This window comes from Xanthomonas translucens pv. cerealis (assembly GCF_006838285.1).
GTDB lineage: Bacteria > Pseudomonadota > Gammaproteobacteria > Xanthomonadales > Xanthomonadaceae > Xanthomonas_A > Xanthomonas_A cerealis.
Map to the genome: position 1 here is coordinate 918,140 of NZ_CP038228.1, position 24,790 is coordinate 942,929.

Below are 24,790 nucleotides of genomic sequence, written 5' to 3' on the forward strand. Positions count from 1 at the left end.
GTGCCGTCGGTCTCAGCGCGCCGGTGCGCGTTGCGCGGCGTCCGGCGTCTCCTGCGCGGCGGCCACCGCGGACTGGTGTGCCGTCGCATTCAGGGCATTGAGCTGGCGCACGCTGTCCTGCAGCGGCGTGGCCGTGGCGACCTGCGCGTCCACGTAGGCGGTGCGTTTGTCCGCCGACATCGGGTCGCCCTGTACCGCGAACACGCGCCCGGCGTCGTTGCGCAGCACATGATCGACCCGGGTCAGGCCTTCGCGCCTGGCCGCCAACAGCAGGTGCGTGGCCAGTTGCGGATCGGCCGGCGTCAAGCGGGCGTCGATCATGCGCTGCATCGCATGGTCCGGATGCGCGGGGTCGCGCGGATCGGACGGCACGCTCGCCGGCGTTGTCCGCTTTGCGGCCGCGGCCTTCGCCGCGGTGCTGTCGATGCCGGCGTCGATCCGGGTCAGCGCAGCGCTGAGCGCGCCGTCGGCATCGGCGGCGACATGGAACAGGCGTTCGCTCAGGCCATGCGGGGAATTGCCGAGCGTGCGCGCCAGATCGAGCGCGAACGCCTCGTTGCTCATGCGGGCGTAGGCGCCGGCCTGCTCGCGATCGAACGGGCGCGCCTGCGCGGCCTGCGCGTACTGCTGGCGCAGCGCACCCATCTGCGCCTCTGAGAAATTCAGGGTCAGGTCCTGGCCGGCGGCGATGGCGTCGTCCGCGGCGTCCTTCCTGGCCAGCGCGGTATTGAGCAGTTGCGCCTGATTGGCGTCGACCTTGCCGAAGCCGAGCTGGTAGCGGCGCGCGGCGACGTATTCGCTGCCGGCGGCATCGAACTGGCGGGTCAGGGTAAGCGGCACATTGTCGGCGTACTGCAGCTTGCTGGTGACGGTGCTGCTGCCATCGGCTCGGGTGGCACGCACGTTCTCCCCGCTATTGCGCTGCCCAGCCAGGTCCAGGCTCAGCGGCCCCAGGCCGAGTTTGGCGCGGGTCTGCGAACTGATGCGCAGGGTGTCGATCCGCTGCACGTCGCTGACCCCGGGCGCCTGCGCGGGCAACTGGCCGCTGCCGAGAAAATCGCGGTAGGCGGCCTGCGCCTGCCGGTCGCGCAGGTCGAAGGTCGCGGTGTGCATGCTGGCCTGGCCCAACGCGTCCTGGCGGCCGAGCATGGCCTGCGCGACCGGGGTCTTCAGCCCGAGCATGTCGATGCGTTCGATCGCCGCGGTCGGTCCTGTCGCCACCCGCACGCGGTACGGGTCCAGACGCTGCGCGGTGTAGCTCACGCCTGCCGCATCGGTGTGTTCGCTGATGCTGGCGAAGCTGCGGAACGCGGTCTCCAGCGAGGTCCGAACGAAGGCCTGGCCGTCGAGCCTGACGCTGCCGTCGACCGGGATGGTGAGCGGATCGAACGGATTGACTGCACGCGCGGCCTCGGCGCTGGCGTCGCCGGGCAGGGTGACGTTGTAGCGCGCGCGCTCGCCGAGCTGGCTGGTGCTGCTGAGGCTGGCGTCGTTGCGGCCGATGCTGGCGGCGTCGAGCTGCTGGCCCTGGCGGAATTCCATCTCCAGGCCGAACTCGGTTTTGTCGTCGGCGCTGCGCCGGCTGGCGCCCACGCTCTGGGTGGAGACGAGCTGGTGCGCGAGCGGCCCGTTGCGTCCCAGCGGCTGGGACTGCGTGTGCTCCACGCTGACGCTGCCATCTGCCGGATTCCATTTCAACGCACCGGCGCTGCCGCTGCCGGCAGCGCTGGCGAAGATGGGGTCGGTGGCCTTGGCGGCGGGCGTCGTCGAACTCATGCATTCCTCCTGGATGGCGCCTGCCGGCGCGAGCGGCGTGGAGGATAGCCAGGCCGATGTTGCCGATGCGTCAGGCGTTCGTTATGCCCACTATGACTGCCTGCACATTCGCTATACCCAACGCAACACATGCCGCTGTCGCTGGTCACCGGCATCTTCCACTTCTGCTGCTGTGGAGTGCGCTGGGGATATCTGCTGCTGTTCGCCCCGCTGCACCTGGCGTGTGCGGTCGGCAAGCTGCACGACATGCTGGCCAAGCACCTGTTGGTGCACAGTGCGGCGCAATGACTGTGACGCCCGCGGCCGGCGGCCGCAGGCGCAGTGCGCTCAGCCGGCTTTGCGGCTGCCGCGGCGCTTGAGCGGGGTGACGTTGCCACTCGGCGCCTGCGCGGTGGCGAATGCGTTGGCGGCGATGAACGCGCGCACCTGCGGATAGACGATGTCGCGCCAGCGGCGGCCGCTGAAGATGCCGTAATGGCCGGCGCCTTCCACTTCCAGATGCTGGCGGCGGTGCGCGGCGATGCCGGTGCACAGGTCCTGCACGGCAGCGGTCTGGCCCAGGCCGGAGATGTCGTCCAGTTCGCCTTCGATGCTGAGCAGCGCGGTGTCGCGGATCGCCGCCGGATCCACGCGTTCGCCGCCGATCACCCATTCCCCGCGCGGCAGCAGGAACTCCTGAAACACCACCCGGATCGTGTCCAGGTAGTAGGTCGCCGGCATATCCAGCACCGCGTTGTATTCGTCGTAGAAGCGGCGGTGCGCCGCGGCATCCTGCAGGTCGCCCTTGACCAGGTCGGCGTAGAAATCCCAGTGCGACATGAAGTGCCGGCTGGGGTTCATCGCCAGGAACCCGGTGTGCTGCAGGAAGCCCGGATACACCGCGCGGCCATGCCCCGGATACGCCTGCGGCACGGCGTGGATGAGGTTGTGCTCGAACCACGACAGCGGATTGCGCGTGGCCAGGTTGTTGACCTGGGTGGGACTGCGGCGCGCATCGATCGGCCCGCCCATCATCACCAGCGAGCGCGGCGTGGCTTCGCCGCGCCCGGCCATCAGCGACACCGCTGCCAGCACCGGCACGGTCGGCTGGCACACGCTGATCACGTGCAGCGTGTCGGCGCCGATGTGGCGGATGAAGTCCTGCACGTAGTTGACGTAGTCGTCCAGGCCGAAATCGCCGTCGCGCTGCGGCACCATGCGCGCGTCGATCCAGTCGGTGACGTAGACCTTGTGGTCGCGCAGCAGGGTGCGCACGGTATCGCGCAGCAGCGTGGCGTGGTGCCCGGACAGCGGCGCCACCACCAGCACGGCGGGCTGCTGCTTGAGTCCGGCCACGACCTTGGCGTCGTCGCTGAAACGCTTGAAGCGCAGCAGGCGGCAGAACGGCTTGCGCAGCACTTCCTGCTCGACGATCGGCAGCGGGTGGCCGTCGACCTCGACGTGGTCCAGCGCCCAGGCCGGCTTCTCGTAGTCCTTGCCGAGCCGGTGCAGCAGTTCGTTGCTGGCGGCCAGGCGCTCGGCGCCCGGGAGCGTGGCCCACAGGCTATTGGCGTCGGAGAAGATCTTGGCGTTGGCCGCGGCCTGGTGGACCCAGGGGGCGAGCAGGTTGCGGGTCAGTTCGTGCCACTGGTAGAGCATGCCGGTGTTTCCATCCTGAGCGTATGCTGCCGTGCAGCATATCCTATCCGGGCTGGTTGCACCTTAATGGGGCACCAGACCAATCGTTTCCAGCGCCGCTGCATCCCCCGCCAGCGCTGGCGATAGCCAGCAATGACTGCCGACCGGGCGTAGCCCGAGTGCACCAAAGTGGCGCCGGTACCAGCGCGCCTGACGCGGCTGGAAACCGGCATGGTCGCCGTCGAAGGCGTCCTCCATGGCGAAGGTTTCCAGGAACGCGACCCCGCCGCACAGTTCGGCCAGGCCCGGCAGGCCCTGGCGCAATTCGCGGCTGGGCACGTAGTGCAGCACGTCCGCACACACCAGCAGGTCCACCGGCGCGCACGGCCGCAGCCAGGCGAAATCGCCGAACCGCGCCGGGCGCAGGTCGCGCTGGCGGCCGTAGCGCGCGATCGCGTAGTCGCTGCTGTCGAAGCCCAGGTAGCGCAGCTTCGGTCGCAGCTTCAGCAGCGGCGCGCGCCAGGCGCCTTCGCCGCAGCCGATGTCGAGCACGCTGCGGATCGGCCGTTCCAGGTAGTACTCGGCCTGGGCGACGGCGAGCGCGACCTTGCGCGCCAGGCGCGCGTTGCCACCGATAGCGTCGCGGCGATACCAGCGCTGGAAATAGTCGGCGTCGTACTGTTTGTCCATGTGCGGTCGTGGTCCGTGCGGGCGCGATGCGAATCGGCGAAAATGGCGTGACATCCTACGCCAGCGACCCGGAGCCAGCGCATGCACCTCTATCTGTGGATCAAGTCCCTGCACCTGCTGTTCGTAGTCGCATGGATGGCGGCGGTGTTCTACCTGCCGCGGATCCTGGTCAACATCGCCGAGAGCGCAGGGCAACCGGAGGTGCAGGCGCGGCTGCTGCTGATGGGGCGGCGCCTGTACCGCTTCGGCCACATGATGTTCGGCCTGGCCTTGCTGCTGGGGCTGACGCTGTGGCTGGGCTACAAGGTGTTGCCGGATTTCCCGACCATGGTCGCGCCCGGCCACAGCGGCTGGCTGCACGCCAAGCTGGGGTTGGTGGCGCTGATGCTTGGCTATTACATCTTCAGCGGACACTGGCTCAAGGGCGTGGGCCAAGCGCGCGTGCTGCCGTCCGCGCGCGCGCTGCGACTGTTCAACGAACTGCCGGTGCTGGCGCTACTTGTGGTGATCTGGCTGGTGTTGGCGAAGCCGTTCTAAGTGCGCGGGACCCGGGACTCGGAATATGCTGCTGGCTGATCCGGTGATGGCGTGGCTGGGTAACTGCAGCGTTTTGTGCGACGGACGCTGTGGAGCTTGCGGGAATGCGCGTTGCGGCTGATGGCGCATGCGGCCGAAGCCGCTTGCACCGCCGTTGGGGCGCAATGCGCTAGGTGCTGGTGCTGTCCAGTCGCTTGCGTTCGCTGCGGGCCAGGTCGATCCACTGGCGTTGGTCGCGCTGGTAGTAGCGCGGGGCCAGGCTGGAGCGCTTCAGCACTTCCTTGAACACGTCGCCAGCGCGCTGCGATTGGCCCGCGCGCTGCAGCAGTTGCGCGTAGCGCACGCGCGCTTCTTCGCCGGGGTAGTCGTCGGCGAGCGCGGCGTATTCCTCCAGCGCCGCGTCGGTCTGGCCCAGTGCTTCGGTGGCGCGCGCGTACAGCAGGTGGCCGTCGTGCGAGCGGAACTGCGGGTTGGCGGCGATCAGCCGGTCCAGCGTGGCTTTCACTGCGGCCGGCTGCTCCAGGCCGAACTGCGCCCTGGCCAGTCCCAGCAGCAGCCCCGGGTCGTCGCGGTGGATGCCGCGCAAGCCGCTCTCGAACACCTCGGCGGCCTGTGCGTATTCGCCGTTGCCCAGGTGCACCTCGGCCAGTTGCCGACGGTTGTCCACGGTGTCGGCCAGTTCCAGGCGATTGCCGGCGGTGCGCTTGTCGCGGTTCGGGTCGAGGGTGGCGCCGACCTTGCGCAGGTGGCGGCGCGCGCGCGGATCGTTGCGCCATTGCGGCAGCAGTTCGGCGATCACGTAGATCAGGATCCCCAGATACGAAAAGATCAGCAGGATGAAGATCCAGTACAGCGGCCGGCCGCTGCGCACCACGTGCACGCAGCAGGCCAGCTGCAAGGCCAGCGACAGCAGGACGATGGGACTCATGGACAACGCTTCCTTGTGTTGTTGCGATCAGGCCGCTTCGTACGCCCCGTAGCCGCGCAGGCGCTCGTAGCGCTTCTGCAGCAACTGCTCGACCGGCAGTTGTTCCAGCGCGTCCAGTTCGTTGAGCAGCACCGCCTTCAGGCGCCTGGCCATCTGCGTGGGATTGCGGTGCGCGCCGCCGATCGGCTCGCGCACCACCTTGTCGACCAGGCCCAGCGCGGACAGGCGCTTGGCGGTCAGGCCCAGTTGCTCGGCGGCATCCTTGGCCTTGGCGGCGTCCTTCCACAGGATCGAGGCGCAGCCTTCCGGCGAGATCACCGAATAGGTGCCGTATTCCAGCATCAGCGTGCGGTCGCCGACGCCGATCGCCAGCGCACCGCCGGAGCCGCCTTCGCCGATCACGGTGCAGATCACCGGCACCTTCAGTTCGGCCATCTCCAGCAGGTTGCGCGCAATCGCCTCGCTCTGGCCGCGCTCTTCGGCGCCGATGCCAGGGTAGGCGCCGGGGGTGTCGATGAAGGTCAGCAGCGGCAGCTTGAAGCGCTCGGCCAGCTTCATCAGCCGCAGCGCCTTGCGATAGCCCTCCGGGCGCGGCATGCCGAAGTTGCGCGAGACCTTGCTCTTGGTGTCGCGGCCCTTCTGGTGGCCGATGATGACCACCGGGCGCCCGTCGATGCGGCCCAGGCCGCCGACGATGGCCTTGTCGTCGGCAAACGCGCGATCGCCGGCCAGTTCCTGAAATTCGTCGCAGAACACCTCGATGTAGTCCAGCGTGTACGGACGCTGCGGATGCCGCGCCAGCTGCGAGATCTGCCACGACGACAGGTCACGGAAGATCTGCGCGGTGCGCACCCGCAGCTTGTCCTGCAGCGCGCGCACCTCGGTGTCGACGTTGACCGCCGGGCCGGTGCTGGCATTGCGCAGTTCCTGGATCTTGGCTTCCAGATCGGCGATGGGTTGCTCGAAGTCGAGGTAGTTCGGATTCATTGGAGGCCGTCGTGAACGTAAGGGGCGCAGTTTAGCCGAACCGATGCGGTTGGCCCGTACGGGGGAGTAGTGAAGATCGGGACTCAGGAGCGGGGACCCGGAAAGTCCAAGGCAACGGCCCTTAGCTCTTCCGGGTCCCCGGTCCCGGCTTCATGCCCACGGCGGGCTGTACTTCACCTTCACCGTGCGCACGCCCGGATCGGCGCGCAGGGTGTCCAGCAGCTGCGGGTCCACGCGGACCGAGTGGCTGCCGTTGAGGTCGAGCATGCCGGCCACGGCGCCCTGTTCGGACTGCAGCAGCAGGTCCAGGCGCAGCGGCGTCTTGCCGGGGCGGTGGCGCGCCAGCAGCGCGTCGATGCGCGGCCAGGTACTGCGCTGGCGCAGATCCAGGCGCAGCGACAGGCGCTGCGCGTGGTGGCTGCAGATCTGTTCGTAGTCCCAGCACTGGCGGATGCGCATCGCATAGCCGCCGTTGAATTCGTCCTCGCGCACGCCGCCCTTGACGATCAGGATGCGGTCGCGGGTGAGCAGGTGGCCGAACTCGGCGATGGCGTCGGTGAACGCGCTGCATTCGACCCGGCCGCGACCGTCCTCGAGTTGCACGAACACCTGGCTGTCGCCCTTGCGCCGCACCCCGACCACTTGACCGGCGAGGATCGCGCTGGTTTCCGGGCGCCAGGCGCGTTTCTCGCCGTCGCCGCCGCCGCCGCGTCCGCCGCCGGATTGCGCGCAGATCTTTTCCAGCGCGCTCAGGTCGCAGCCGATTAGCTCGCGCATTTCCTCGCGGTAGGGGTCGAACGGGTGGCCACTGAGGTAGAAGCCCAGCGTCTCGCGCTCGCCGGTCAGCAGCTGGCCCAGCGGCCATTCCTTGCTTTCCGGCAGCTCCAGGCGCAGCGCCGGGGCGTTGGTGTCGGCGCCGCCGAACAGCGAGTTCTGCCCGGAGGCGCGCTCGCGCGCCATCTGCTCGGTGGCCTTCATCACCTCCGGCAGCTGCAGCATCAGCGTGGCGCGGTTGCTGCCCAGCCCGTCCATCGCGCCGGCGTTGATCAGCGCTTCCAGGGTGCGCTTGTTGAGCTTGGCCGATTCCACGCGCGTGCAGAAATCCAGCAGCGAGACGTAGTCGCCACCGCGCTCGCGTTCGGCCACGATCGCCTCGCAGGCGCCGCGGCCCACGCCCTTGATCGCGCCCAGGCCGTACTGGATGGTGTCCGGGGTGGCCGCGGCGAACATGTAGGCCGAGGCGTTGAGCCGCGGCGGCAGCACGGTCAGGCCGAGGTTGCGCACCTCGTCGAGGAAGCCGACCACCTTGTCGGTGTTGTCCATGTCCGAGGACAGCGTCGCGGCCATGAACTCGGCCGGGTAGTGCCGTTTCAGCCACGCGGTCTGGTAGCTGACCAGCGCGTAGGCGGCGGCGTGCGACTTGTTGAAGCCGTAGCCGGCGAACTTCTCCATCAGGTCGAAGATTTCGTCGGCCTTGGCCTGCCCGACGCCGCCCTTGGCCGCGCCCTCGCGGAAGATCTCGCGGTGCTTGGCCATCTCCGCCGGCACCTTTTTGCCCATCGCGCGGCGCAACAGGTCGGCGCCGCCCAGCGAGTAGGCGCCGACGATCTGCGCCATCTGCATCACCTGCTCCTGGTACACCATGATGCCGTAGGTGTCCTTCAGGATCGCTTCGGTGCGAGGATCGGGGTAAATGATCTCCTGCTGGCCGTGCTTGCGCGCGTTGAAGTCCGGGATCAGGTCCATCGGGCCGGGGCGGTACAGCGACACCAGCGCGATCAGATCTTCGAAGCGATCGGGCTTGGCGTCCTTGAGCAGCCGGCGCATGCCCGAGGATTCGAACTGGAACACCGCGCCGGTGTTGCCCGAGGCGAAGATGCCCCTGTAGGTGGCCGTGTCGTCGAGCGGGATCGCGGTGATGTCCACCGGCGGGATACCGGCGCGCGCATGGCGCACGTTGATCGCCTTCACCGCCCAGTCGATGATGGTCAGCGTGCGCAGGCCGAGGAAGTCGAACTTGACCAGGCCGACCTGCTCGACGTCGTCCTTGTCGAACTGGGTGACCGGGTTCTTGCCGAGATTGTCGACGTCGTGTTCGGCGAACAGCGGGCAGAAGTCGGACAGCGGCGTCGGCGCGATGACCACGCCGCCGGCGTGCTTGCCGGCATTGCGGGTGAGGTCTTCCAGCTGCCGCGCCAGGTCCATCAGGTCGCGGACGTCGTCCTCGCTCTGGTAGCGCTGGATCAGCTCCGGCGAGGCCATCTCGCTGTCCTTGCCTTCGCCCATCGCGTCCCTCAGCGTGATGCCGAGGATGTTGGGGATCAGCTTGGCCACGCCGTCGACCAGGCCGTACGGGAAGCCGAGCACGCGGCCGCAGTCGCGCACCACCGCCTTGGCCGCCATGGTGCCGTAGGTGATGATCTGGCTGACCCGGTCGCGCCCGTACTTGCGCGCGACGTAGTCGATGACCTCGTCGCGGCGGTCCATGCAGAAGTCGATGTCGAAGTCGGGCATCGACACGCGTTCGGGATTGAGGAAACGCTCGAACAGCAGGTTGTACGGCAGCGGATCCAGGTCGGTGATCTGCAGCGCCCAGGCCACCAGCGAGCCGGCGCCGGAGCCGCGGCCGGGGCCGATCGGGATGCCCTGGTTCTTGCCCCACTGGATGAAGTCGGCCACGATCAGGAAGTAGCCGGGAAAGCCCATCTCGATGATCGTGTCGAGCTCGAACTCGAGCCGTTCGACGTAGTCCTGGCGGGTCTTGCCCGGCGCCAGCGGATGCTTCTCCAGGCGTGCGGCCAGGCCATCGCGCGACTGGCTGCGGATCCAGCTGTCCAGGGTCTCGTTGTCGGGCACCGGATAGGCGGGCAGGAAGTAGGTGCCCAGCTGCATCTCGATGTTGCAGCGCTGCGCCAGCGCCAGCGTGTTGTCGATCGCGTCGGGAATGTCGGCGAACAGCGCGGCCATTTCCTCCGAAGATTTCAGGTATTGCTGGTCGCTGTAGTCGCGCGGGCGTTTGGGGTCGTCGAGCACGCGACCGGAGGAAATGCACACCCGCGCCTCGTGCGCGGCGAAATCGCTGGCGTACAGGAAGCGCACGTCGTTGCTGGCCACCACCGGCAAGCCGCGGGTGCCAGCGGCATGCAGCGCGAACTGGTTGAACGCTTCCTCGCCGTCGCGGCCGGTGCGGGTCAGTTCCAGGTGCAGGCCGTCGCCGAAGATGCGCTGCCAGTCGGCCAGCTGCTGCTCGGCCAGGTCGTGGCGGCCTTCGCTGGCCAGGCGTCCGGCCAGGCTGTTGCGCCCGGCCAGCGCGAACAGATTGTCGCTGCCGGTCTGCAACCATTCCGGGCGGATCGCTACGCCGCCTTCGTTGCGCTGGCCTTCCAGCCAAGCGCGGGTCAGCAGCCGCGACAGGCTCAGGTAGCCGTCGCGGTTGCGGCACAGCACGGTCAGCCGCCACGGCGTTTCGCCGGCGCTGTCGGCGATCAACAGGTCGGCGCCGGCGATCGGCTTGATGCCCACACCTTCGGCAGCCTTGTAGAACTTGACCAGCGCGAACAGGTTATTCAGGTCGGTGACCGCGAGCGCGGGCAACTCCAGCTCGACCGCGCGGCTGAGCAGGTTGGCCTGCTTGGCTTTCTTGGGGTCGGCCTGATCCGGTTTCTCAGGCACACGGATGGTCGAATCCGCCAGCGAGAACTCGGTGTGGACGTGCAGATGAGCGAAGCGGGAAGTGGACATGCGGAACCAGAACGATGCCCGGGCAGGTTAGCGGCGGGGGCGGGGGCGGGCAAGGCTTGACAAGCTCGGGACCGGGGACCGAGGACCAGGGGTGGGGGGCGCAGAGAGCGGAACGCTTCGCGCTTTAGATCGCGCCAGGAAATCTTGCGATCTGCTGCTGTTCCGGGTCCCCGGTCCCTGGTCCCCGGTCCCGGCTCGCCGCCCGCACCGGCGCGAAGCTGCGCCGATGCTGCGGGCACGGGCCGTGCGCGGCCAGCGCGGCCAGGTGCGCCGGGGTGGCGTAGCCCTTGTGCAGGTCGAAGCCGTAGTGCGGATGCTGTTCGTGCAGGCGCTGCATGATGCGGTCGCGGGTGACCTTGGCCACGATCGAGGCGGCCATGATCGCGCGGTCCAGGCCGTCGCCGCCGATCAGCGCCTCGGCGGCGCAGGGCAGGCCCTTGGGCACCCGGTTGCCGTCGATGCGCGCGAACCCGGCCACGTGCGCCACGCCCTCGACCGCACGGCGCATGCCCAGCATGGTGGCTTGGTAGATGTTCAGCCGGTCGATCTCCTCGGCCTCGATCAGCACCACCTGCCAGGCCAGCGCACGCTCGACGATGCGCGCGTACAGCGTCTCGCGGCGCGCGGCGGTCAACTGCTTGGAATCGTCCAGGCCGTTGATGCGGGGGCGCGCCGGATCGAACACCACCGCGGCCACCGCCACCGGCCCGGCCAGCGGGCCACGGCCGGCTTCGTCGACGCCGGCGTAGAGCCGGGACCGGGGACCGGGGACCGGGGACCCGGGAAAGAGCGTCAGTGCGAGATCTGTGGTTTTCATGGAATCCGCTGTTCCCGGTCCCCGGTCCCCGGTCCCTGGTCCCGCCGCACTCCAACCAACTCCAGTACCGCATCGGCCGCCCGCGCCGACGCATCCTGGCGCAGCAACTGGTGCAGGCGCGCGTATTCGGGCTGCAGCGCGGCTACTGCCTGCGGTTCGCGCAGCCAGTGCAGCAGCGCGGCGGCGAGCGCGTCGGGGGTGCAGGCGTCCTGCATCAGTTCCGGCGCCAGGTCGCGGCCGGCGAGAATGTTGGGCAGCGCGTAGCGGTCGACCTTGAGCAGGCCCAGCGTCTTGACGATGCGGTAGGTCAGCGGCGCGACCTTGTAGCCGACCACCATCGGCCGCTTCACCAGCATCGCTTCCAGCGTGGCGGTGCCCGAGGCCAGCAGCACCACGTCGGCGGCGAGCAGGGCGGTGCGGGCCTGGCCGTCGAGCAGATGCGAATACACCACCGGCAACGCAGAGCGCGACAGCTGCTCGGCCAGCAATGCCTTGCACGCGGGGTTGGCCGCCGGCACCACCACGTGCGCGCCCGGCAGCTGTTGCAATACCTCCCAGGCGGCGGCGAAGAAGGTGTCGCCGAGCCGGCCGATCTCGCCCAGGCGGCTGCCCGGCAGCACCGCCAGCACGGTCGCGCCGGCCGGCAGGCCGAGATCGGCGCGCGCCGCATCGCGGTCGCCATGCAGGGCGATCGCGTCGGCCATCGGGTGGCCGACGAAGCGCGCGTCCACGCCGTGCCTGGCGTAGATCGGCGGCTCCATCGGGAACAGGCACAGCACCAAGTCGGCGCTGGCGCCGATCTTGGCCGCGCGCCGCTCGCGCCAGGCCCATACCGACGGGCTCACGTAATGCACGGTGCGGATGCCGCGCTGCTTGAGCCAGCGCTCCACGCCGAGGTTGAAGTCGGGCGCGTCGATGCCGACGAACACGTCCGGGCGCCAGTCCAGCAGGCGCTGGCACAGCGCGCGCCGCAGTTGCAGCAGCCGCGGCAGATGCCGCAGCACCTCCATCAGGCCCATCACCGCCAGTTCGCTGGCATCGAACCAGGTCTGGCAGCCGGCGTTGCGCATCGCGTCGCCGCCGATGCCGGCGAATTCTGCATCCGGGTAGCGCGCGCGCAACGCCTCGATCAGCCCGGCGCCAAGCTGGTCGCCGGAGGCTTCGCCGGCGATCAGGGCGATGCGGATGGAGCGGGGACCACAGACCGGGGACCGGGGACCGGCAACGCCCAGTACATCGGTTCCTCGCTTTTCCCTGGTCCCTGGTCCCCGGTCCCCGGTCCCGGCACTCATCGCAACAACGGCCGCTCGCTGGCTTCGATGAATTCCAGCATCGCGCGCACGTCCTCGCTGCTTTCGGCCAGCACCGCCAGTTGCTGCTTGGCCTCGGCCAGCGGCAGGCCGGCCACGTACAGCGCGCGGTAGGCGCGCTTGATCGCGGCCAGGCGCTCGGTGTCGAACCCGCGGCGCTTGAGGCCTTCGCTGTTGATGCCGCGCGGGCGCCCCAGCGAGTTGCCGCCGACCATGGTGAACGGCGGCACGTCGCCATTGATCAGCGCGCCCATGCCGAGGAAGGCGTGATCGCCGATGCGGCAGAACTGGTGCGCGCCGGCGAAGCCGCTGATGATCACGTGGTCGCCGACTTCGACATGCCCAGCCAGGGTGGTATTGTTGGAGAACACGCAATGGTCGCCGACCACGCAATCGTGGGCGACGTGGGTGTAGGCCAGGAACCAGTTGTCGCTGCCGATGCGGGTGATGCCGCCGCCATTGCCGGTGCCGCGGCTGACGGTGACGAACTCGCGGATCACGTTGCGGTCGCCCATCACCAGTTCGGTGCGCTCGCCGGCGAATTTCTTGTCCTGCGGATCGCCGCCGAGCGCGACGTGGCCGACCAGGTGGTTGCCGCAGCCGATCCGGGTTGGGCCGATGATGCTGCAATGCGAACCGATCACGCTGCCTGCGCCGATGTCGACTTCGGCGCCGATCAGGCTGAAGGCGCCGACGCGCACACCCGCCGCCAGCGTCGCCGACGGGTCGATCACCGCGGTGGGATGGATGAGAGGAGCGTTGTCGCTCATTGCAGCTCTCCTGCGTGGCTCATTCGTTGGTGCCGGCGCACAGTACCTCGGCGCAGGCGACGACCTTGCCGTCGACCTTGGCTTCGCCGTAGTACACGGCCATGTTGCGGATCACCCGCTTGATTTCCACGTGCAGCTCCAGCACATCGCCGGGCACGACCTGGCTGCTGAAGCGGGCCTTGTCGACCTTGACCATGTAGAACAGCTTGGACTGCGCATCGCGGCCCATCGCGAGCTGGGTCAGCACGCCGCCGGCCTGCGCCAGCGCCTCGATGATCAGCACGCCTGGCATGATCGGCTTGCCGGGGAAATGGCCCAGGAAGAACGGCTCGTTCACGCTGACGTTCTTGTGCGCCACGATCTTGCGGTTTTCGAAGTCGAGCGACACCACCTTGTCCACCAGCAGGAACGGATAGCGGTGCGGGATCAACTTCTGGATCTGCTGGATGTCCGGCAGGGTCTGGTCGTGGCTCATTGCGTCTCCTTGCGGACAGACAGGATGCGACGGGCCAGGGCATCGAGCTGCTTGAAGCGCGCGGCGTTTTTGCGCCACGTGCGGTTGTCGGTCAACGGGGTGCCGGACGAGTATTCGCCCGGCGCATGAATGGAATTGCGGACCACCGACTTGCCGGTGATCACCACCTTGTCGCAGATTTCCAGGTGGCCGACCACGCCGACCGCGCCGCCCAGCATGCAGTAGCGGCCGATCCTGGCGCTGCCGGCGATGCCGGTGCAGCCGGCGATCGCGCTGTGTGCGCCGATGTGCACGTTGTGCGCGACCTGCACCAGATTGTCCAGGCGCACGTCCTCTTCGAGCGTGGTGTCTTCCAGCGCGCCGCGATCGACGCAGGCGTTGGCGCCGATCTCGCAATCGTCGCCGATCGTCACGCCGCCGAGCTGCGGCACCTTGATCCAGTGGCCGGCGTCCATCGCCAGGCCGAAGCCGTCGGCGCCGAGCACCGCGCCGGGATGGATGCGCACGCGCTTGCCCAGGCGCACGCGGGTGACCAGGGTGACCCGGGCGATCAGTTCGCAGCCGTCGCCGACCTGGCAATCGTCGCCGATCACGCAGCCCGGACCGATCACGCAGCCGTCGCCGATCACGCTGCGCGCGCCGATGCTGACGAAGGCCCCGATATGCGCGCCGGCGGCGATCTGCGCGCTAGAGTCGATGCTGGCGCTGGGATGGATGCCGGGCGGCCGCGCTGGCGCCACGTCGAACAGCGCGGCGATCTTGGCGAAGGCGACGTAAGGATCGCGCGCGATCAGCGCAGTGCCGGGCGCCGCTTCGGCATCGTCTGAGCGCAGCACCACCACCGCCGCGGCGCTGTCGGCCAGCTGCGCACGGTAGCGCGGATTGGCCAGGAAACTGAGCTGGCCGGGACCGGCATGCGCCAGCGTGGCAACGCCATGCACGGCAACGCCACCGTCGCCATGCAGCTGCAAGCCGAAGCGCTCGGCGATCTCGTGTGCGGTATGGGAAGGAGTATTCACTCGCGGATTCTACCGTGTGCCACCGGCACGGTCATGCTGCGCCTGTGCGGCAGGCAGCGCAGGCCCCACCTACCCACCAGCCAGGCTGCGATCAATCAACTGGAGAAAAGCCCCTGACTGGCCCACAACGCGATTACTCATCTGGACAAGATCCCGGATCAGATCGCAGTCAACCGGCTGGAGCAAAGCCCCCTTTTGTAAAGGGGGCGCGCCGACAGGCGCGGGGATTTGGCGAGCTAAGCCCGGGGCCCAGGTTCCCGCTACGCGGCAGCCTGGGGCCGCCAGGGCAACGCCCTGGCGGCGGGTGGGCAGTTCCTCAGAACTGCCCACCAAACGTGAACTGCAGGCGCTCGATCTCGTCGTTGTCTTCCTTCTTCAACGGGATCGCGTAGCTGATCGAGATCGGGCCGACCGGTGCGCGCCACAGCAGCGCCACGCCAGTGGAAGCGCGCAGTTCGTTGGTCTTGTAGTTGTCCACGCCGTTGAACACGTTGCCGACGTCGACGAACGCGGAGATGCGTGCCGAGGGGCTGTCGAACAGCTTCGGGAAGTACATTTCCGCCGAACCCACGGTCTTGAACGAGCCGCCCAGCGGCTGTCCTCGTCTGTAGGACTGCGTGGCCTCCGAACGCGGGCCGAGGGTGTTGTCCTCGAAACCGCGCACCGAGTTGGTGCCGCCGGCGTAGAAGTTCTCGTAGAACGGCAGGCCCGCGGCGGTGAGCGTGCGGGTGGTGCCGTCGGGGTTGGTGATGGTGCGGCTGACGTCGCTGCCGTAGCTGTCGCCGTAGCCGAATTCGGCGCGGGTATTGAGCACCAGCGACGGAATCAGCGTCCAGTACTTGGAGATCTGGTAGTTCAGCTTCCAGTATTCGACGGTGGAGCCGGGCAGGGTGGCTTCCAGGCCGACGCGCTGGTACATGCCGCGGGTCGGCATGAAGTAGTCGTTGCGGGTATCGCGCGCCCAGCCCAGCTCGCTGCGCCAGGCGTGGAAGGTGCGCTGGCCGATCGCATCGATGTAGTCGATGATCGCCCGCGGGGTGTAGTTGGGGTAGGTGGTGATCTGGTTGCTGTCGATGCCGAACATCAGCGAGACGGTGTCGTTCTCGGTGATCGGCACGCCGAAGATCACCTGCGCCGCGCCGTTCTTGCTGTTGTACTGGGCGGTGCCGAAGTCGGAGTAGTCGAGCTTGCGCCAGGACACGTTGTAGCCCAGCGACACGCCGTCGTCGGTGAAGAACGGATTGGTGTAGGAGAACGCGTAGCGCTCCTGGTAGCTGCTGCGCGAGGCGTCCACCGAGACGCGGTTGCCGCCGCCCAGGAAGTTGTTCTGCGACAGCTGCACCGAGGTGGTCACGCCGTAGGTCTGCGAATAGCCCAGGCCGAAGGTGAAGCTGCCCGAGGTGGTTTCCTTGACGCTGTAGACCACGTCGACCTTGTCGTTGCTGCCCGGCACCGGCGGCGTTTCCACGTTCACCGATTCGAAATAGCCCAGGCGCTGCAGGCGGACCTTGGAACGGTCGATCGCGGCCTGCGAATACCAGCTGTTCTCGAACTGGCGCATCTCGCGGCGCAACACTTCGTCGGAGGTGCGGGTATTGCCCTTGAACACGATGCGTCGCACCGACACGCGCGGGCCCGGCACCACCTGCAGGTTGATCGCGACGGTGCGCTTCTCGCGGTCGGTGGTGGGGATCGGGTTGACCTTGGCGAAGGCGTAGCCGATGTTGCTGAGGGTGTTGGTGATCGCGTCGGAGCTGAGCTCCAGCAGCGCGCGCGAGAAGGTGTCGCCCGGCTTCGGAATCACCAGCTTCTCGACCTCTTCCTGCGGCAGCACGGTATCGCCGGTGACCTTGATGTCGGAGATTTTGTACTGCTCGCCTTCGGTGATGCCGGCGGTCAGGTACATGTCGCGCTTGTCGGGGCTGATCGCCACCTGGGTGGAATCGACGCTGAAATCGACATAGCCGCGGTCCAGGTACCAGGAGTTGAGCTTTTCCAGGTCGCCGGACAGTTTTTCCTTGGAGTACTGGTCGTCGCGGCGGTACCACGATAGCCAGTTGTGCTCGCGCGATTCCCAGCTGTCGAGAATGTCCTTGGTGGCGAACTTCTCGGTGCCGATCAGGTTGACGTGCTGGATCTTGGCGGCCTTGCCTTCCTTGATCGCGATCGCCACATCGACCCGGTTGCGGTCCAGCGGGCTCACCGTCGGGGTGATCTCGACGTTGTACTTGCCGCGGTTGTTGTACTGGCGGGTCAGTTCCTGGGTCACCCGGTCCAGGCTCAGCCGGTCGAAGGTGCCGCCCTCGCTCAGGCCGATGTCGGACAGGCCCTTGAGCAGTTCTTCGCTCTTGATGTCCTTGTTGCCGGTGACGGTCAGCTTGTTGATCGCCGGGCGTTCCTTGACCGTGACCACCAGGATGTTGCCCTGGCGATCGACCTGCACGTCCTCGAAGAAGCCGGTGCGGTACAGCGCGCGGATCGCCTCGCCGACCTTGGCCTCGTCCACCGTGTCGCCGCGTTCCACCGGCAGATAGGTGAACACGGTGCCGGAGGAGATGCGTTGCAGCCCGTCGACGCGGATGTCGCTGGCGGTGAAGGGCTCCGTCGCCTGGGCCAGGACCGGCAAGCTGAAGCTGGCGGCGAGGGCGAGGGCTAGCAGGCGGCGAGTGGGAAATCGCGTCATGTCACGTCCGGTAGAGGTCGATATCGTTGTTGCATGGGCGCCGGCGTAAGACGACGACAGCGGGGGCGAGTGGATCAGCATCGGGTTCATCGCAAGACCTGGCCGAAGATGTCGTTGTAGAACGCCAACCCCATCAGCCCAGCCAGCATCGTCAGGCCGACGACCTGCCCCGTGGCCATGGCTCGCTCGCTCAGCGGGCTACCCTTGACCAACTCAATAAGGTAATACAGCAAGTGCCCGCCGTCCAAGATTGGAATCGGCAGCAGGTTCATGATCGCCAGGCTCAGCGACAGCAGCGCCAGGAAATACAGGAATACGTCCGGCCCCTGCTTGGCCGAGCCGTTGGCCACCTTGGCGATGCTGATCGGCCCGGACACGTTCTTCATCGAGGCATGGCCGGTCAGCATGCGCCGGATCAGCCCCAGCGTATCCCCGGCCAGCTTGCCGGTCTCGCGGAACGCGACCGGGATCGCCGCCAGCGGGCCGTATTGCAGCCTGGCGTCGAACGCCGGCGGTGGGCGGTCCTGTTGGCCGAGGTCCACGCCCAGCGACAGGCCCTTCAGCCGCGGATCCTTGCTCGGGGTAAGGCGCACGTCCAGCGCCAGCCGCTCGCCATTGCGCTCGACCTCGATCAGGCCGCTGCCGCCGTTCCTGGCCAAGGCCCGCACCTGCGGGGCGACCTGGTCGGCGCTGACCACCGCGGCGCCATCCACCGCCAGGATGCGGTCGTCGGGGCGCAGCACGCCGTCGGCAGCCGAGCCCGGGCTCACCTTGGCCACGATCGCCGGTTGCAGGGCGAAGCGCCAGGTGAGGCCGGCCAGGCGCGGTACCTGCTGCTCGTCGAAGTCGGCAGGCAGCTGCGACAGGCGCAGCGTGTGCACGCGGATGGCGCCGTCGCGGCTGTCCTCGGTCTGGATGCGCACATCGGCGCGGTCCATCGCCGCCACGGTCAGCTGCATGCTGGCATCGCTCCAGCTGGACACTTCGCGCGTGCCGATGCGCACGATGCGCTCGCCCGGCTGCAGCCCGGCCTGCAGCGCCAGGCCGTCGGCCCGGCCGACGACCGCGGCGTAATCCTGCTTGCCGATCACGAACATCGCCCACAGCAGCGCCACGCACAGCAACAGGTTGGCGACCGGGCCGGCGGCGACGATGGCGATGCGCTGCCACACGTGCTTGTTGTTGAAGGCTTGGTCGCGCTCGGCCGGGGCCACCTCGCCCTCGCGCTCGTCGAGCATCTTCACGTAGCCACCCAGCGGAATCGCGGCGATCGCGAACTCGGTGCCATGGCGGTCGTAGTACGACCACAGCGGCTTGCCGAAGCCCACCGAGAAGCGCAGTACCTTGACCCCGCAGCGGCGCGCGACCCAGAAATGGCCGTACTCATGGAAGGTCACCAGCACGCCCAGGCTGACGATCATCCACCAGACGGACCCGATGAAATCACCCATGCGCGTGGCTCATAGGGGTGTGCGTGTCAGACATGGGCAGGCTGGCGGGCAATGGCGAGTTCGGTGATCTTGCGCGATTGCGCATCCGCCGCCAGCAGCGCGTCCAGGCAGTCGGCCGCGCCTGCAGGCAGCACGGTCAGGGCGTTCTCGACCAGCGCAGGAATCGATAGGAAACCGATACGGCCCTGAAGAAAGGCTGAAACAGCGACTTCGTTGGCCGCATTCAGGATCGCCGGGGCGCTGCCGCCGGCCTGCATCGCGCGCCAGGCCAGGCCCAGGCAGGGGAAGGCATCAAGGTCCGCCGGCTCGAATTCCAGGCGGCCATGCGCCAGCAGGTCCAGCCCGGCGACCCCGGATTCGATCCGCTGCGGCCAGCCCAGGCCCACCGCCAGGGTGGTGCGCATGTCCGGCAACCCCATCTGCGCCAAGGTGGAACCGTCGATGAACTCGACCAGCGAGTGGACCAGGCTCTGTGGGTGCACCAGCACCTCGATGCGCGCCGGCGGCAGCGCGAACAGGTGATGCGCCTCGATCACTTCCAGGCCCTTGTTCATCAAGGTCGCCGAATCGACCGAAATCTTCGGCCCCATCGACCACTTCGGGTGCGCCACCGCCTGCGCCGGGGTCACGCCCTGCAGCCGGTTGCGGTCCCAGCCGCGGAACGGGCCGCCGGAGGCGGTCAGCAGCACCCGCCGCACCTCGGCGCCGGCCTGGCGCGAGCGCAGGCACTGGAAGATCGCGTTGTGTTCGCTGTCGATCGGGATGATCTCGGCCCCGGCGGCGGCGGCGGCGGCGGTGACCAGCTCGCCGGCCAGCACCAGCGATTCCTTGTTGGCAAGCAGCAGGCGCTTGCCAGCGCGGGCCGCGGCCAGGGTTGAGGCCAGACCGGCGGCGCCGACGATGGCGGCGACCACGCTGTCGCAGGCGTCGCTGGCCACCAGCTGGTCCAGTGCGGCGGCGCCGGCATGCGCTTCGGTGCGCAGCCCGGCGGCACGCAGGCCGTCGCGCAGCGCCGGGTACAGGCCCGGGTCGGCGATCACTGCGTGCGCCGGCCGGTGCGTGGCGCACAGCGCCAGCAGCGCGGCGACGTTGCCGCCGGCGGCCAGCACGCTAGCGCGCAACCGCTGCGGATGGCGCGCAATCACGTCAAGCGCCGAAGCGCCGATTGAGCCAGTGGCGCCGAGCACGGCGATGTGGCGGACGGCATCGGCCATATTCAGAAACCGAAGATGTCCTTGCCCAGCGCGAAGATCGGCAGCGCCGCCAGCACGCCGTCGATGCGGTCCAGCACGCCGCCGTGGCCGGGGATCACGTGGCCCGAGTCCTTGGCCCCGACGTGGCGCTTGAGCAGGCTCTCGAACAGGTCGCCGACCACCGAGGCCAACACGCTGACCGCGGCCACGATCAACAGGCCGGGCAGCTGCGGCAGGGTGACCCCGGCCAGCCAGCCGAAGCCGGCGGCGCAGACCAGGCCGGCCAGCAGCCCGCCGAGCAGGCCTTCCACGGTCTTGTTGGGACTGATCCGCGGCGCCAGCTTGTGCTTGCCGAACTGGCGCCCGGCGAAATAGGCGCCGGAATCGGCGGCCCACACCGTGACCAGCGCGGTCAGCAGCCAGCGGTGTCCGTTCGGTTCGCTGGCATGGATCAGGCCCAGCGCGGCCCAGGCCGGGACGATCGCCAGGGTGGCGGCAGCCAGCTTGAACACCCGCGCATAGGTGGCGTGATCGGAGCCGAACTGGAAGAAGCGCAGCCACAGCAGCGCCACGCACCACCAGCCGACGCCGGCCAGGGTGGTCAGCTGGAACAGCACCAGCGAACCGGCCGAGGCCCACACCAGCAGCACCATCAGCAGCAGGTTCAGCACCAGCAGGATGGTGCGCGGCAAGGTGTCGTCGACCTCGGCCAGCTTCAGCCATTCCCACAGGCCGACCAGGAAGATCAGCGCGGCCAGCGCCGCCAACCATTGCGTCGGCAGCAGCAAGATGGCGCAAATGGCCAGCGGGGCCATGATCAGCGCGGCGATGACGCGGGTACGGGTCATGCGGATGTGTTCTCCGTCGCCGGGGCGACTTGCGCGCTGGTCAGGCCGAAACGCCGCTCGCGGCTGGCGTAGTCGTCCAGGGCTTGTTGCAGCACCTCGGCGCCGAACTCGGGCCACAGGGTCTCGGTGAACCACAGTTCGGTGTAGGCCAGCTGCCAGAGCAGGAAATTGCTGATGCGCACGTCGCCGCCGGTGCGGATGAACAGGTCCGGCGGAGGCAGGTCGGACAGCGCCATGCGCGCCGACAGCAGCTCCTCGTCGATCTGCTCGGGGCGCAGGCGCCCAGCCGCCACGTCTTCGGCCAACGCCCGTGCGGCCTGGGCGATGTCCTGGCGGCCGCCGTAGCTGGCCGCGATCGACAGGTGCAGGGCGTGGTTGTGCTGGGTGCCGGCTTCGGCCTGGGCCATGCGCTGGCGCAGCGACGGCGCGAAGCGCGAGCGGTCGCCGATGAAGCGCACGCGCACGCCGCGCCGCTGCAGTTCCTCGACCTCGCGGTCCAGCGCGTGCAGGAACAGCTTCATCAGCGCGTCCACTTCTTCCTGCGGCCGGCCCCAGTTCTCGCTGGAGAAGGCGAACAGGGTTAGCGCGGGGATGCCGCGCTCCAGGCAGAAGTCGATGGTGCGGTTGACCGCGCGCGCGCCGGCGCGGTGGCCGATCACGCGCGGCCGCCGGCGCCGCTGCGCCCAGCGGCCGTTGCCATCCATGATGATGGCGATGTGGTGGGGCAGGGACATGGAAGAGGGGTCCGAAGGCATGGCCGCGAGGCGCAGGCTCAGACCGCCATCAGTTCCTGTTCCTTGCCCTTGACCACGTCGTCGACGTCCTTGATCGCCTTGTCGGTCAGCTTCTGGATGTCGTCCTCGGCGGCGCGGGCCTCGTCCTCGGTGACATTCTTGTCTTTCAGCAGATCCTTGATCTGCTGGTTGGCGTCGCGGCGGATGTTGCGGATCGCGACCTTGCTGTCCTCGCCTTCGCCATGCACGACCTTGGATAGCTCGCGGCGGCGCTCTTCGGTCAGCGCCGGCAGGTTGAGGCGGATGGTGGTGCCGGAGGTGTTCGGGGTCAGGCCCAGGTCCGAGGCCAGGATCGCCTTCTCCACCGCGCTGACCATCTGCTTTTCCCACGGGCTGATGGTCAACGAGCGGGCATCGGCCACAGCGACGCTGGCGACCTGGCTCAGCGGCATTTCCGAGCCGTAGTAATTGACCTTCAGGTGTTCGACCAGGGCAGTCGAAGCGCGGCCGGTACGCACTTTGATGAGCGTATGGCGCAGCGCATCGATGCTCTTGGCCATGCGGGTCTGTGCGTCTTGTTTGATTTCGTTGAGCATCGCCGGTGTCCGTGCTGAATCTGAATCGGGCGATTATAGCCGGGAACGGTGGGGCGGGACCGGGGACCAGGGACCGGGGACCCGGAAAGGCACGTCCACGGAATCGGAAGCTGCGCTGGCAGGCGGCGGTCAGGCGCTTTTGCTTTTGCTCTTGCCTGGTCCTTTACACGGCTCTTCGTACAACTCAACGCAACCTTCCGACCTAAGTAATGCGCTTTTCCGGGTCCCTGGTTCCCGGTCCCCGGTCCCCGGTCCCGGCTCTTCAGCTGCGCCCCTTCACCAGCGTCCCGATCTCCGCGCCATGCAGGATCCTCAGCAGTTCACCGGGCTGGCCCATGTTGAAGATACGCAGCGGCAAGTCGCTGTCGCGGGCCAGGGCGAAGGCGGCGGTGTCCATCACTTCCAGGTTGCGCGCGATCACTTCGTCGTAGGTCAGGCTGTCGAAGCGCACCGCGTCGGCGTGCTTCTTCGGGTCCTTGTCGTATACGCCATCGACCTTGGTTGCCTTCAGCAACAGGTCGGCGCCGATCTCGATCGCGCGCAGCGCCGCGCCGGAGTCGGTGGTGAAGAACGGATTGCCGGTGCCGGCGGCGAAGATCGCGATGCGGCCCTTTTCCAGGTGGCGGATCGCGCGGCGGCGGATGAAGTCCTCGCACACGTCGTTGATCTTGATCGCGCTCATCACCCGCACCTTGGCGCCGAGCTTCTCCAGCGCGTCCTGCATCGCCAGTGCGTTGATGACCGTGGCCAGCATGCCCATGTGGTCGCCGGTGACCCGGTCCATGCCGCCGGCGGCCAGGCCGGCGCCGCGGAAGATGTTGCCGCCGCCGATCACCAGTGCCACCTGCGCGCCGGCGTGCTGCGCTTCGATCACTTCATGCGCGAGGCGGTTGATGACCTTGGGGTCGATGCCGTAATCCCCATCCCCCATCAGCGCTTCGCCGGAAAGTTTCAACAGGATACGGCGATAGGCGAGCTGGGACATGGTGACCTCTTGGGGGGACGGGCAAACCACGCGATTCTAGCCGAAGCGCGGCGCGGAATCTGCCGCGCGCATGCGTGCGTGCAATGTCCCGGTTCAGGCCAGGGTGTCGCCGAACGAGCGCGCGGTGACCCGGTTGCGGCCGCTGTGTTTGGAGCTGTAGAGCATGTCGTCGGCGGCCTGCAGCAGCTCCTGCGCGGTGCCGAAGCGCTCGCGCCCGCCCTGGGTGGCGACGCCGGCGGAGAAGCTGATGTGCAGCGGCCCGCTCTTCAGTTCGACCATCGGCCGCTGCACGATGTCGAGCAGGATGCGCTGGATCACGCTCAGCGCGGCCTCCTCGCTGGTGTTGGGCAGCAGCACCAGGAACTCATCGCCGCCGAAGCGCGCCATGGTGTCGCTGCTGCGCAACAGCGGCTGCAACGCCTGCGCGAACGCGCGCAGCACCTGGTCGCCGATCAGGTGGCCGTGGGCGTCGTTGATCTTCTTGAAGTCGTCCAGGTCGATGAAGGCGATCGACAGCGGCCAGTCGTGGCGGCTGGTCAGGTCGAACTGCTGGCTAAGCAGGATGTCCAGCTGGTGCCGGTTGTACACGCCGGTCAGCGCGTCGCGGCTGGCCTGCTCGGCCAGGCGGCGCGCGCGGTGCTCCGATTCGTCGGCCTGCTGGCGGGCGTGGGTGGCTTCCTGGATCTGGCGCAGGTTGCGCAGCACCATCAGCTCGCGGGCATGGCTGATGATCGCGTCGACCCGCTCCGGCTGCGCGATGCGCACGTCGAAGATCGGCGCGATCACCGGCAGGGCTTCAGCCATGCCGGCGATCACCTCGTCGAAGCGGCGGCTGTCCAGTTGCAGTTCGCGATACGCGCGCTCCATCGCCTGGCAGCGCGCGGCATCGGTGTCGGCGCTCAGCCAGATGTCGGCGACGCTGCCGGACAACAGCACGCACCTGCCGAACGTGTCTTGCGCCGGATCCGTGCCGGCACCGCGGCCGATGCTGCGTTGCAGGTAGCCGGGCAGCTTCCACTTCTGCGCCAGCCAGGCGCCGACCTCGGCGTGGTCGCAGCCCAGCCGCTCGCGCTCCAGCGCCAGCACGGTCTCGCCGTCGCTGGCGCCGGCCTCGCGCAGCAGCGGCGCGTAATCGTCGTGGCAGACGTGCAGCAGGGCCAGCGCGCCCATGTCCTGCAGCAGTCCGGCCAGCATCAGTTCCTCGTGCTTGCGCATGCCCATGGCCTGGCCGAGCAGGCGGCTGGCCAGTGCCGACAGCACGCTGCGCCGCCAGATGCGTTCCTGCAGGTCGCTGGAGACGGTGTCGCTGCCCAGGCTCTGCACCATCGAAAAGCCCAGCGCTAGGCTCAGCGCGGCGTTGAGCCCGAGCATGGTCAGCGCCTGGCCGAGGTTGTCGATGCGGCGCCGGCTGGCGTACAGCGGCGAATTGGCGATGCGCAGCATGCGCGCGCTCAGCGCCATGTCCATCGCGATGGTATCGGCAGTGGTGGCCAGATCGACGTCCGGATCCTGGGCCAAGTCGATGATGCGCAGTGCGATCCCGGGCGGCGAGGGCAGGTTGCGGGAGTGAGCCAGGATGGCTTCGAGTTCAGGGCGCATGCGGTTCCGCGTGGGATGTGATGAGGACGGCAAC

Annotated in this window: 21 protein-coding genes; 2 read left to right on the plus strand and 19 right to left on the minus strand. The window is 68.2% G+C overall.

Annotated features, from left to right (window positions below; all coding sequences use genetic code 11):
* Positions 1-12 precede the first annotated feature (12 nt).
* Positions 13-1,776, minus strand: a complete 1,764-nt coding sequence (locus E4A48_RS04065) for an XVIPCD domain-containing protein (RefSeq protein WP_142741928.1) — start codon at positions 1,774-1,776, stop codon at positions 13-15.
* 129 nt (positions 1,777-1,905) lie between these two features.
* Between E4A48_RS04065 and E4A48_RS20415 the strand changes: the two genes are divergently transcribed.
* Positions 1,906-2,064 (plus strand): hypothetical protein, encoded by a 159-nt coding sequence (locus E4A48_RS20415; RefSeq protein WP_155521911.1) that lies wholly within the window; start codon positions 1,906-1,908, stop codon positions 2,062-2,064.
* A gap of 39 nt (positions 2,065-2,103) precedes the next feature.
* Here the strand turns inward: E4A48_RS20415 and E4A48_RS04070 are convergent, their stop codons facing one another.
* Together E4A48_RS04070 and E4A48_RS04075 are read right to left on the minus strand one after the other, a co-directional pair.
* A complete protein-coding gene (locus E4A48_RS04070) occupies positions 2,104-3,414 on the minus strand; it encodes a polyhydroxyalkanoate depolymerase (RefSeq protein WP_039005359.1) in 1,311 nt (436 codons plus the stop codon).
* Positions 3,415-3,477: 63 nt separating this feature from the next.
* Positions 3,478-4,083, minus strand: coding sequence for a methyltransferase (locus E4A48_RS04075; protein WP_039005358.1), 606 nt, complete (start codon positions 4,081-4,083; stop codon positions 3,478-3,480).
* Between the two features lie 81 nt (positions 4,084-4,164).
* Here E4A48_RS04075 and E4A48_RS04080 point away from each other — a divergent pair, with 81 nt between their 5' ends.
* Positions 4,165-4,620 carry a CopD family protein gene (locus E4A48_RS04080; RefSeq protein WP_039005357.1) on the plus strand — a complete coding sequence of 152 codons (456 nt, stop codon included), beginning with the start codon at positions 4,165-4,167 and terminating at the stop codon, positions 4,618-4,620.
* A 169-nt stretch (positions 4,621-4,789) separates the two neighbouring features.
* On the opposite strand, the gene E4A48_RS04085 is transcribed toward E4A48_RS04080, so the two are convergent.
* The 16 genes from E4A48_RS04085 to E4A48_RS04160 form a co-directional block, all read right to left on the minus strand.
* Positions 4,790-5,548 carry a tetratricopeptide repeat protein gene (locus E4A48_RS04085; protein WP_142741929.1) on the minus strand — a complete coding sequence of 253 codons (759 nt, stop codon included), beginning with the start codon at positions 5,546-5,548 and terminating at the stop codon, positions 4,790-4,792.
* 27 nt (positions 5,549-5,575) lie between these two features.
* On the minus strand, positions 5,576-6,535 hold the full coding sequence (locus E4A48_RS04090; RefSeq protein ID WP_039005353.1) for an acetyl-CoA carboxylase carboxyltransferase subunit alpha: 960 nt from the start codon (positions 6,533-6,535) through the stop codon (positions 5,576-5,578).
* 150 nt (positions 6,536-6,685) lie between these two features.
* Positions 6,686-10,276: a DNA polymerase III subunit alpha gene (dnaE, locus tag E4A48_RS04095; RefSeq protein WP_058196251.1), complete on the minus strand. Its 3,591-nt coding sequence runs from the start codon at positions 10,274-10,276 to the stop codon at positions 6,686-6,688.
* 124 nt (positions 10,277-10,400) lie between these two features.
* Positions 10,401-11,093: a ribonuclease HII gene (locus E4A48_RS04100; RefSeq protein WP_142741930.1), complete on the minus strand. Its 693-nt coding sequence runs from the start codon at positions 11,091-11,093 to the stop codon at positions 10,401-10,403.
* Complete coding sequence (gene lpxB / locus E4A48_RS04105) at positions 11,090-12,385, minus strand: lipid-A-disaccharide synthase (protein ID WP_230812568.1); 1,296 nt, start codon at positions 12,383-12,385, stop codon at positions 11,090-11,092. The genes E4A48_RS04100 and lpxB overlap by 4 nt, the downstream gene beginning before the upstream one ends.
* Positions 12,382-13,173: an acyl-ACP--UDP-N-acetylglucosamine O-acyltransferase gene (lpxA, locus tag E4A48_RS04110; protein ID WP_142741931.1), complete on the minus strand. Its 792-nt coding sequence runs from the start codon at positions 13,171-13,173 to the stop codon at positions 12,382-12,384. The genes lpxB and lpxA overlap by 4 nt, the downstream gene beginning before the upstream one ends.
* Before the next feature lie 19 nt (positions 13,174-13,192).
* Positions 13,193-13,648 (minus strand): 3-hydroxyacyl-ACP dehydratase FabZ, encoded by a 456-nt coding sequence (gene fabZ, locus E4A48_RS04115; RefSeq protein ID WP_039005347.1) that lies wholly within the window; start codon positions 13,646-13,648, stop codon positions 13,193-13,195.
* A complete protein-coding gene (gene lpxD / locus E4A48_RS04120; protein ID WP_039005345.1) occupies positions 13,645-14,667 on the minus strand; it encodes a UDP-3-O-(3-hydroxymyristoyl)glucosamine N-acyltransferase in 1,023 nt (340 codons plus the stop codon). The genes fabZ and lpxD overlap by 4 nt, the downstream gene beginning before the upstream one ends.
* Before the next feature lie 316 nt (positions 14,668-14,983).
* Positions 14,984-17,350 carry an outer membrane protein assembly factor BamA gene (gene bamA, locus E4A48_RS04125; RefSeq protein WP_039005344.1) on the minus strand — a complete coding sequence of 789 codons (2,367 nt, stop codon included), beginning with the start codon at positions 17,348-17,350 and terminating at the stop codon, positions 14,984-14,986.
* An 86-nt stretch (positions 17,351-17,436) separates the two neighbouring features.
* Positions 17,437-18,801 (minus strand): RIP metalloprotease RseP, encoded by a 1,365-nt coding sequence (gene rseP / locus E4A48_RS04130; RefSeq protein WP_142741932.1) that lies wholly within the window; start codon positions 18,799-18,801, stop codon positions 17,437-17,439.
* 26 nt (positions 18,802-18,827) lie between these two features.
* Positions 18,828-20,015, minus strand: a complete 1,188-nt coding sequence (gene dxr / locus E4A48_RS04135; RefSeq protein ID WP_142741933.1) for a 1-deoxy-D-xylulose-5-phosphate reductoisomerase — start codon at positions 20,013-20,015, stop codon at positions 18,828-18,830.
* Between the two features lie 2 nt (positions 20,016-20,017).
* Complete coding sequence (locus tag E4A48_RS04140; RefSeq protein WP_039005340.1) at positions 20,018-20,842, minus strand: phosphatidate cytidylyltransferase; 825 nt, start codon at positions 20,840-20,842, stop codon at positions 20,018-20,020.
* Positions 20,839-21,576: a polyprenyl diphosphate synthase gene (gene uppS / locus E4A48_RS04145; RefSeq protein ID WP_142741934.1), complete on the minus strand. Its 738-nt coding sequence runs from the start codon at positions 21,574-21,576 to the stop codon at positions 20,839-20,841. Before uppS ends, E4A48_RS04140 begins: the two co-directional genes overlap by 4 nt.
* Positions 21,577-21,614: 38 nt before the next feature.
* A complete protein-coding gene (gene frr, locus E4A48_RS04150; protein ID WP_039005338.1) occupies positions 21,615-22,172 on the minus strand; it encodes a ribosome recycling factor in 558 nt (185 codons plus the stop codon).
* A 262-nt stretch (positions 22,173-22,434) separates the two neighbouring features.
* The gene (pyrH, locus tag E4A48_RS04155; RefSeq protein WP_009598628.1) at positions 22,435-23,157 is read right to left on the minus strand and encodes a UMP kinase; all 723 of its coding nucleotides are present in this window, start codon (positions 23,155-23,157) and stop codon (positions 22,435-22,437) included.
* A 93-nt stretch (positions 23,158-23,250) separates the two neighbouring features.
* A complete protein-coding gene (locus E4A48_RS04160) occupies positions 23,251-24,756 on the minus strand; it encodes a sensor domain-containing diguanylate cyclase (RefSeq protein WP_142741935.1) in 1,506 nt (501 codons plus the stop codon).
* Between the last annotated feature and the right edge of the window lie 34 nt (positions 24,757-24,790).

Excerpts from the sequence above, each read along its gene's own strand:
- E4A48_RS04065 (WP_142741928.1), bottom strand. The coding sequence starts at position 1,776 with ATGAGTTCGACGACGCCCGCCGCCAAGGCCACCGACCCCATCTTCGCC.
- E4A48_RS20415 (WP_155521911.1), top strand. The coding sequence starts at position 1,906 with ATGCCGCTGTCGCTGGTCACCGGCATCTTCCACTTCTGCTGCTGTGGA.
- E4A48_RS04070 (WP_039005359.1), bottom strand. The coding sequence starts at position 3,414 with ATGCTCTACCAGTGGCACGAACTGACCCGCAACCTGCTCGCCCCCTGG.
- E4A48_RS04075 (WP_039005358.1), bottom strand. The coding sequence starts at position 4,083 with ATGGACAAACAGTACGACGCCGACTATTTCCAGCGCTGGTATCGCCGC.
- E4A48_RS04080 (WP_039005357.1), top strand. The coding sequence starts at position 4,165 with ATGCACCTCTATCTGTGGATCAAGTCCCTGCACCTGCTGTTCGTAGTC.
- E4A48_RS04085 (WP_142741929.1), bottom strand. The coding sequence starts at position 5,548 with ATGAGTCCCATCGTCCTGCTGTCGCTGGCCTTGCAGCTGGCCTGCTGC.
- E4A48_RS04090 (WP_039005353.1), bottom strand. The coding sequence starts at position 6,535 with ATGAATCCGAACTACCTCGACTTCGAGCAACCCATCGCCGATCTGGAA.
- dnaE (WP_058196251.1), bottom strand. The coding sequence starts at position 10,276 with ATGTCCACTTCCCGCTTCGCTCATCTGCACGTCCACACCGAGTTCTCG.
- E4A48_RS04100 (WP_142741930.1), bottom strand. The coding sequence starts at position 11,093 with ATGAAAACCACAGATCTCGCACTGACGCTCTTTCCCGGGTCCCCGGTC.
- lpxB (WP_230812568.1), bottom strand. The coding sequence starts at position 12,385 with ATGAGTGCCGGGACCGGGGACCGGGGACCAGGGACCAGGGAAAAGCGA.
- lpxA (WP_142741931.1), bottom strand. The coding sequence starts at position 13,173 with ATGAGCGACAACGCTCCTCTCATCCATCCCACCGCGGTGATCGACCCG.
- fabZ (WP_039005347.1), bottom strand. The coding sequence starts at position 13,648 with ATGAGCCACGACCAGACCCTGCCGGACATCCAGCAGATCCAGAAGTTG.
- bamA (WP_039005344.1), bottom strand. The coding sequence starts at position 17,350 with ATGACGCGATTTCCCACTCGCCGCCTGCTAGCCCTCGCCCTCGCCGCC.
- rseP (WP_142741932.1), bottom strand. The coding sequence starts at position 18,801 with ATGGGTGATTTCATCGGGTCCGTCTGGTGGATGATCGTCAGCCTGGGC.
- dxr (WP_142741933.1), bottom strand. The coding sequence starts at position 20,015 with ATGGCCGATGCCGTCCGCCACATCGCCGTGCTCGGCGCCACTGGCTCA.
- E4A48_RS04140 (WP_039005340.1), bottom strand. The coding sequence starts at position 20,842 with ATGACCCGTACCCGCGTCATCGCCGCGCTGATCATGGCCCCGCTGGCC.
- uppS (WP_142741934.1), bottom strand. The coding sequence starts at position 21,576 with ATGTCCCTGCCCCACCACATCGCCATCATCATGGATGGCAACGGCCGC.
- frr (WP_039005338.1), bottom strand. The coding sequence starts at position 22,172 with ATGCTCAACGAAATCAAACAAGACGCACAGACCCGCATGGCCAAGAGC.
- pyrH (WP_009598628.1), bottom strand. The coding sequence starts at position 23,157 with ATGTCCCAGCTCGCCTATCGCCGTATCCTGTTGAAACTTTCCGGCGAA.
- E4A48_RS04160 (WP_142741935.1), bottom strand. The coding sequence starts at position 24,756 with ATGCGCCCTGAACTCGAAGCCATCCTGGCTCACTCCCGCAACCTGCCC.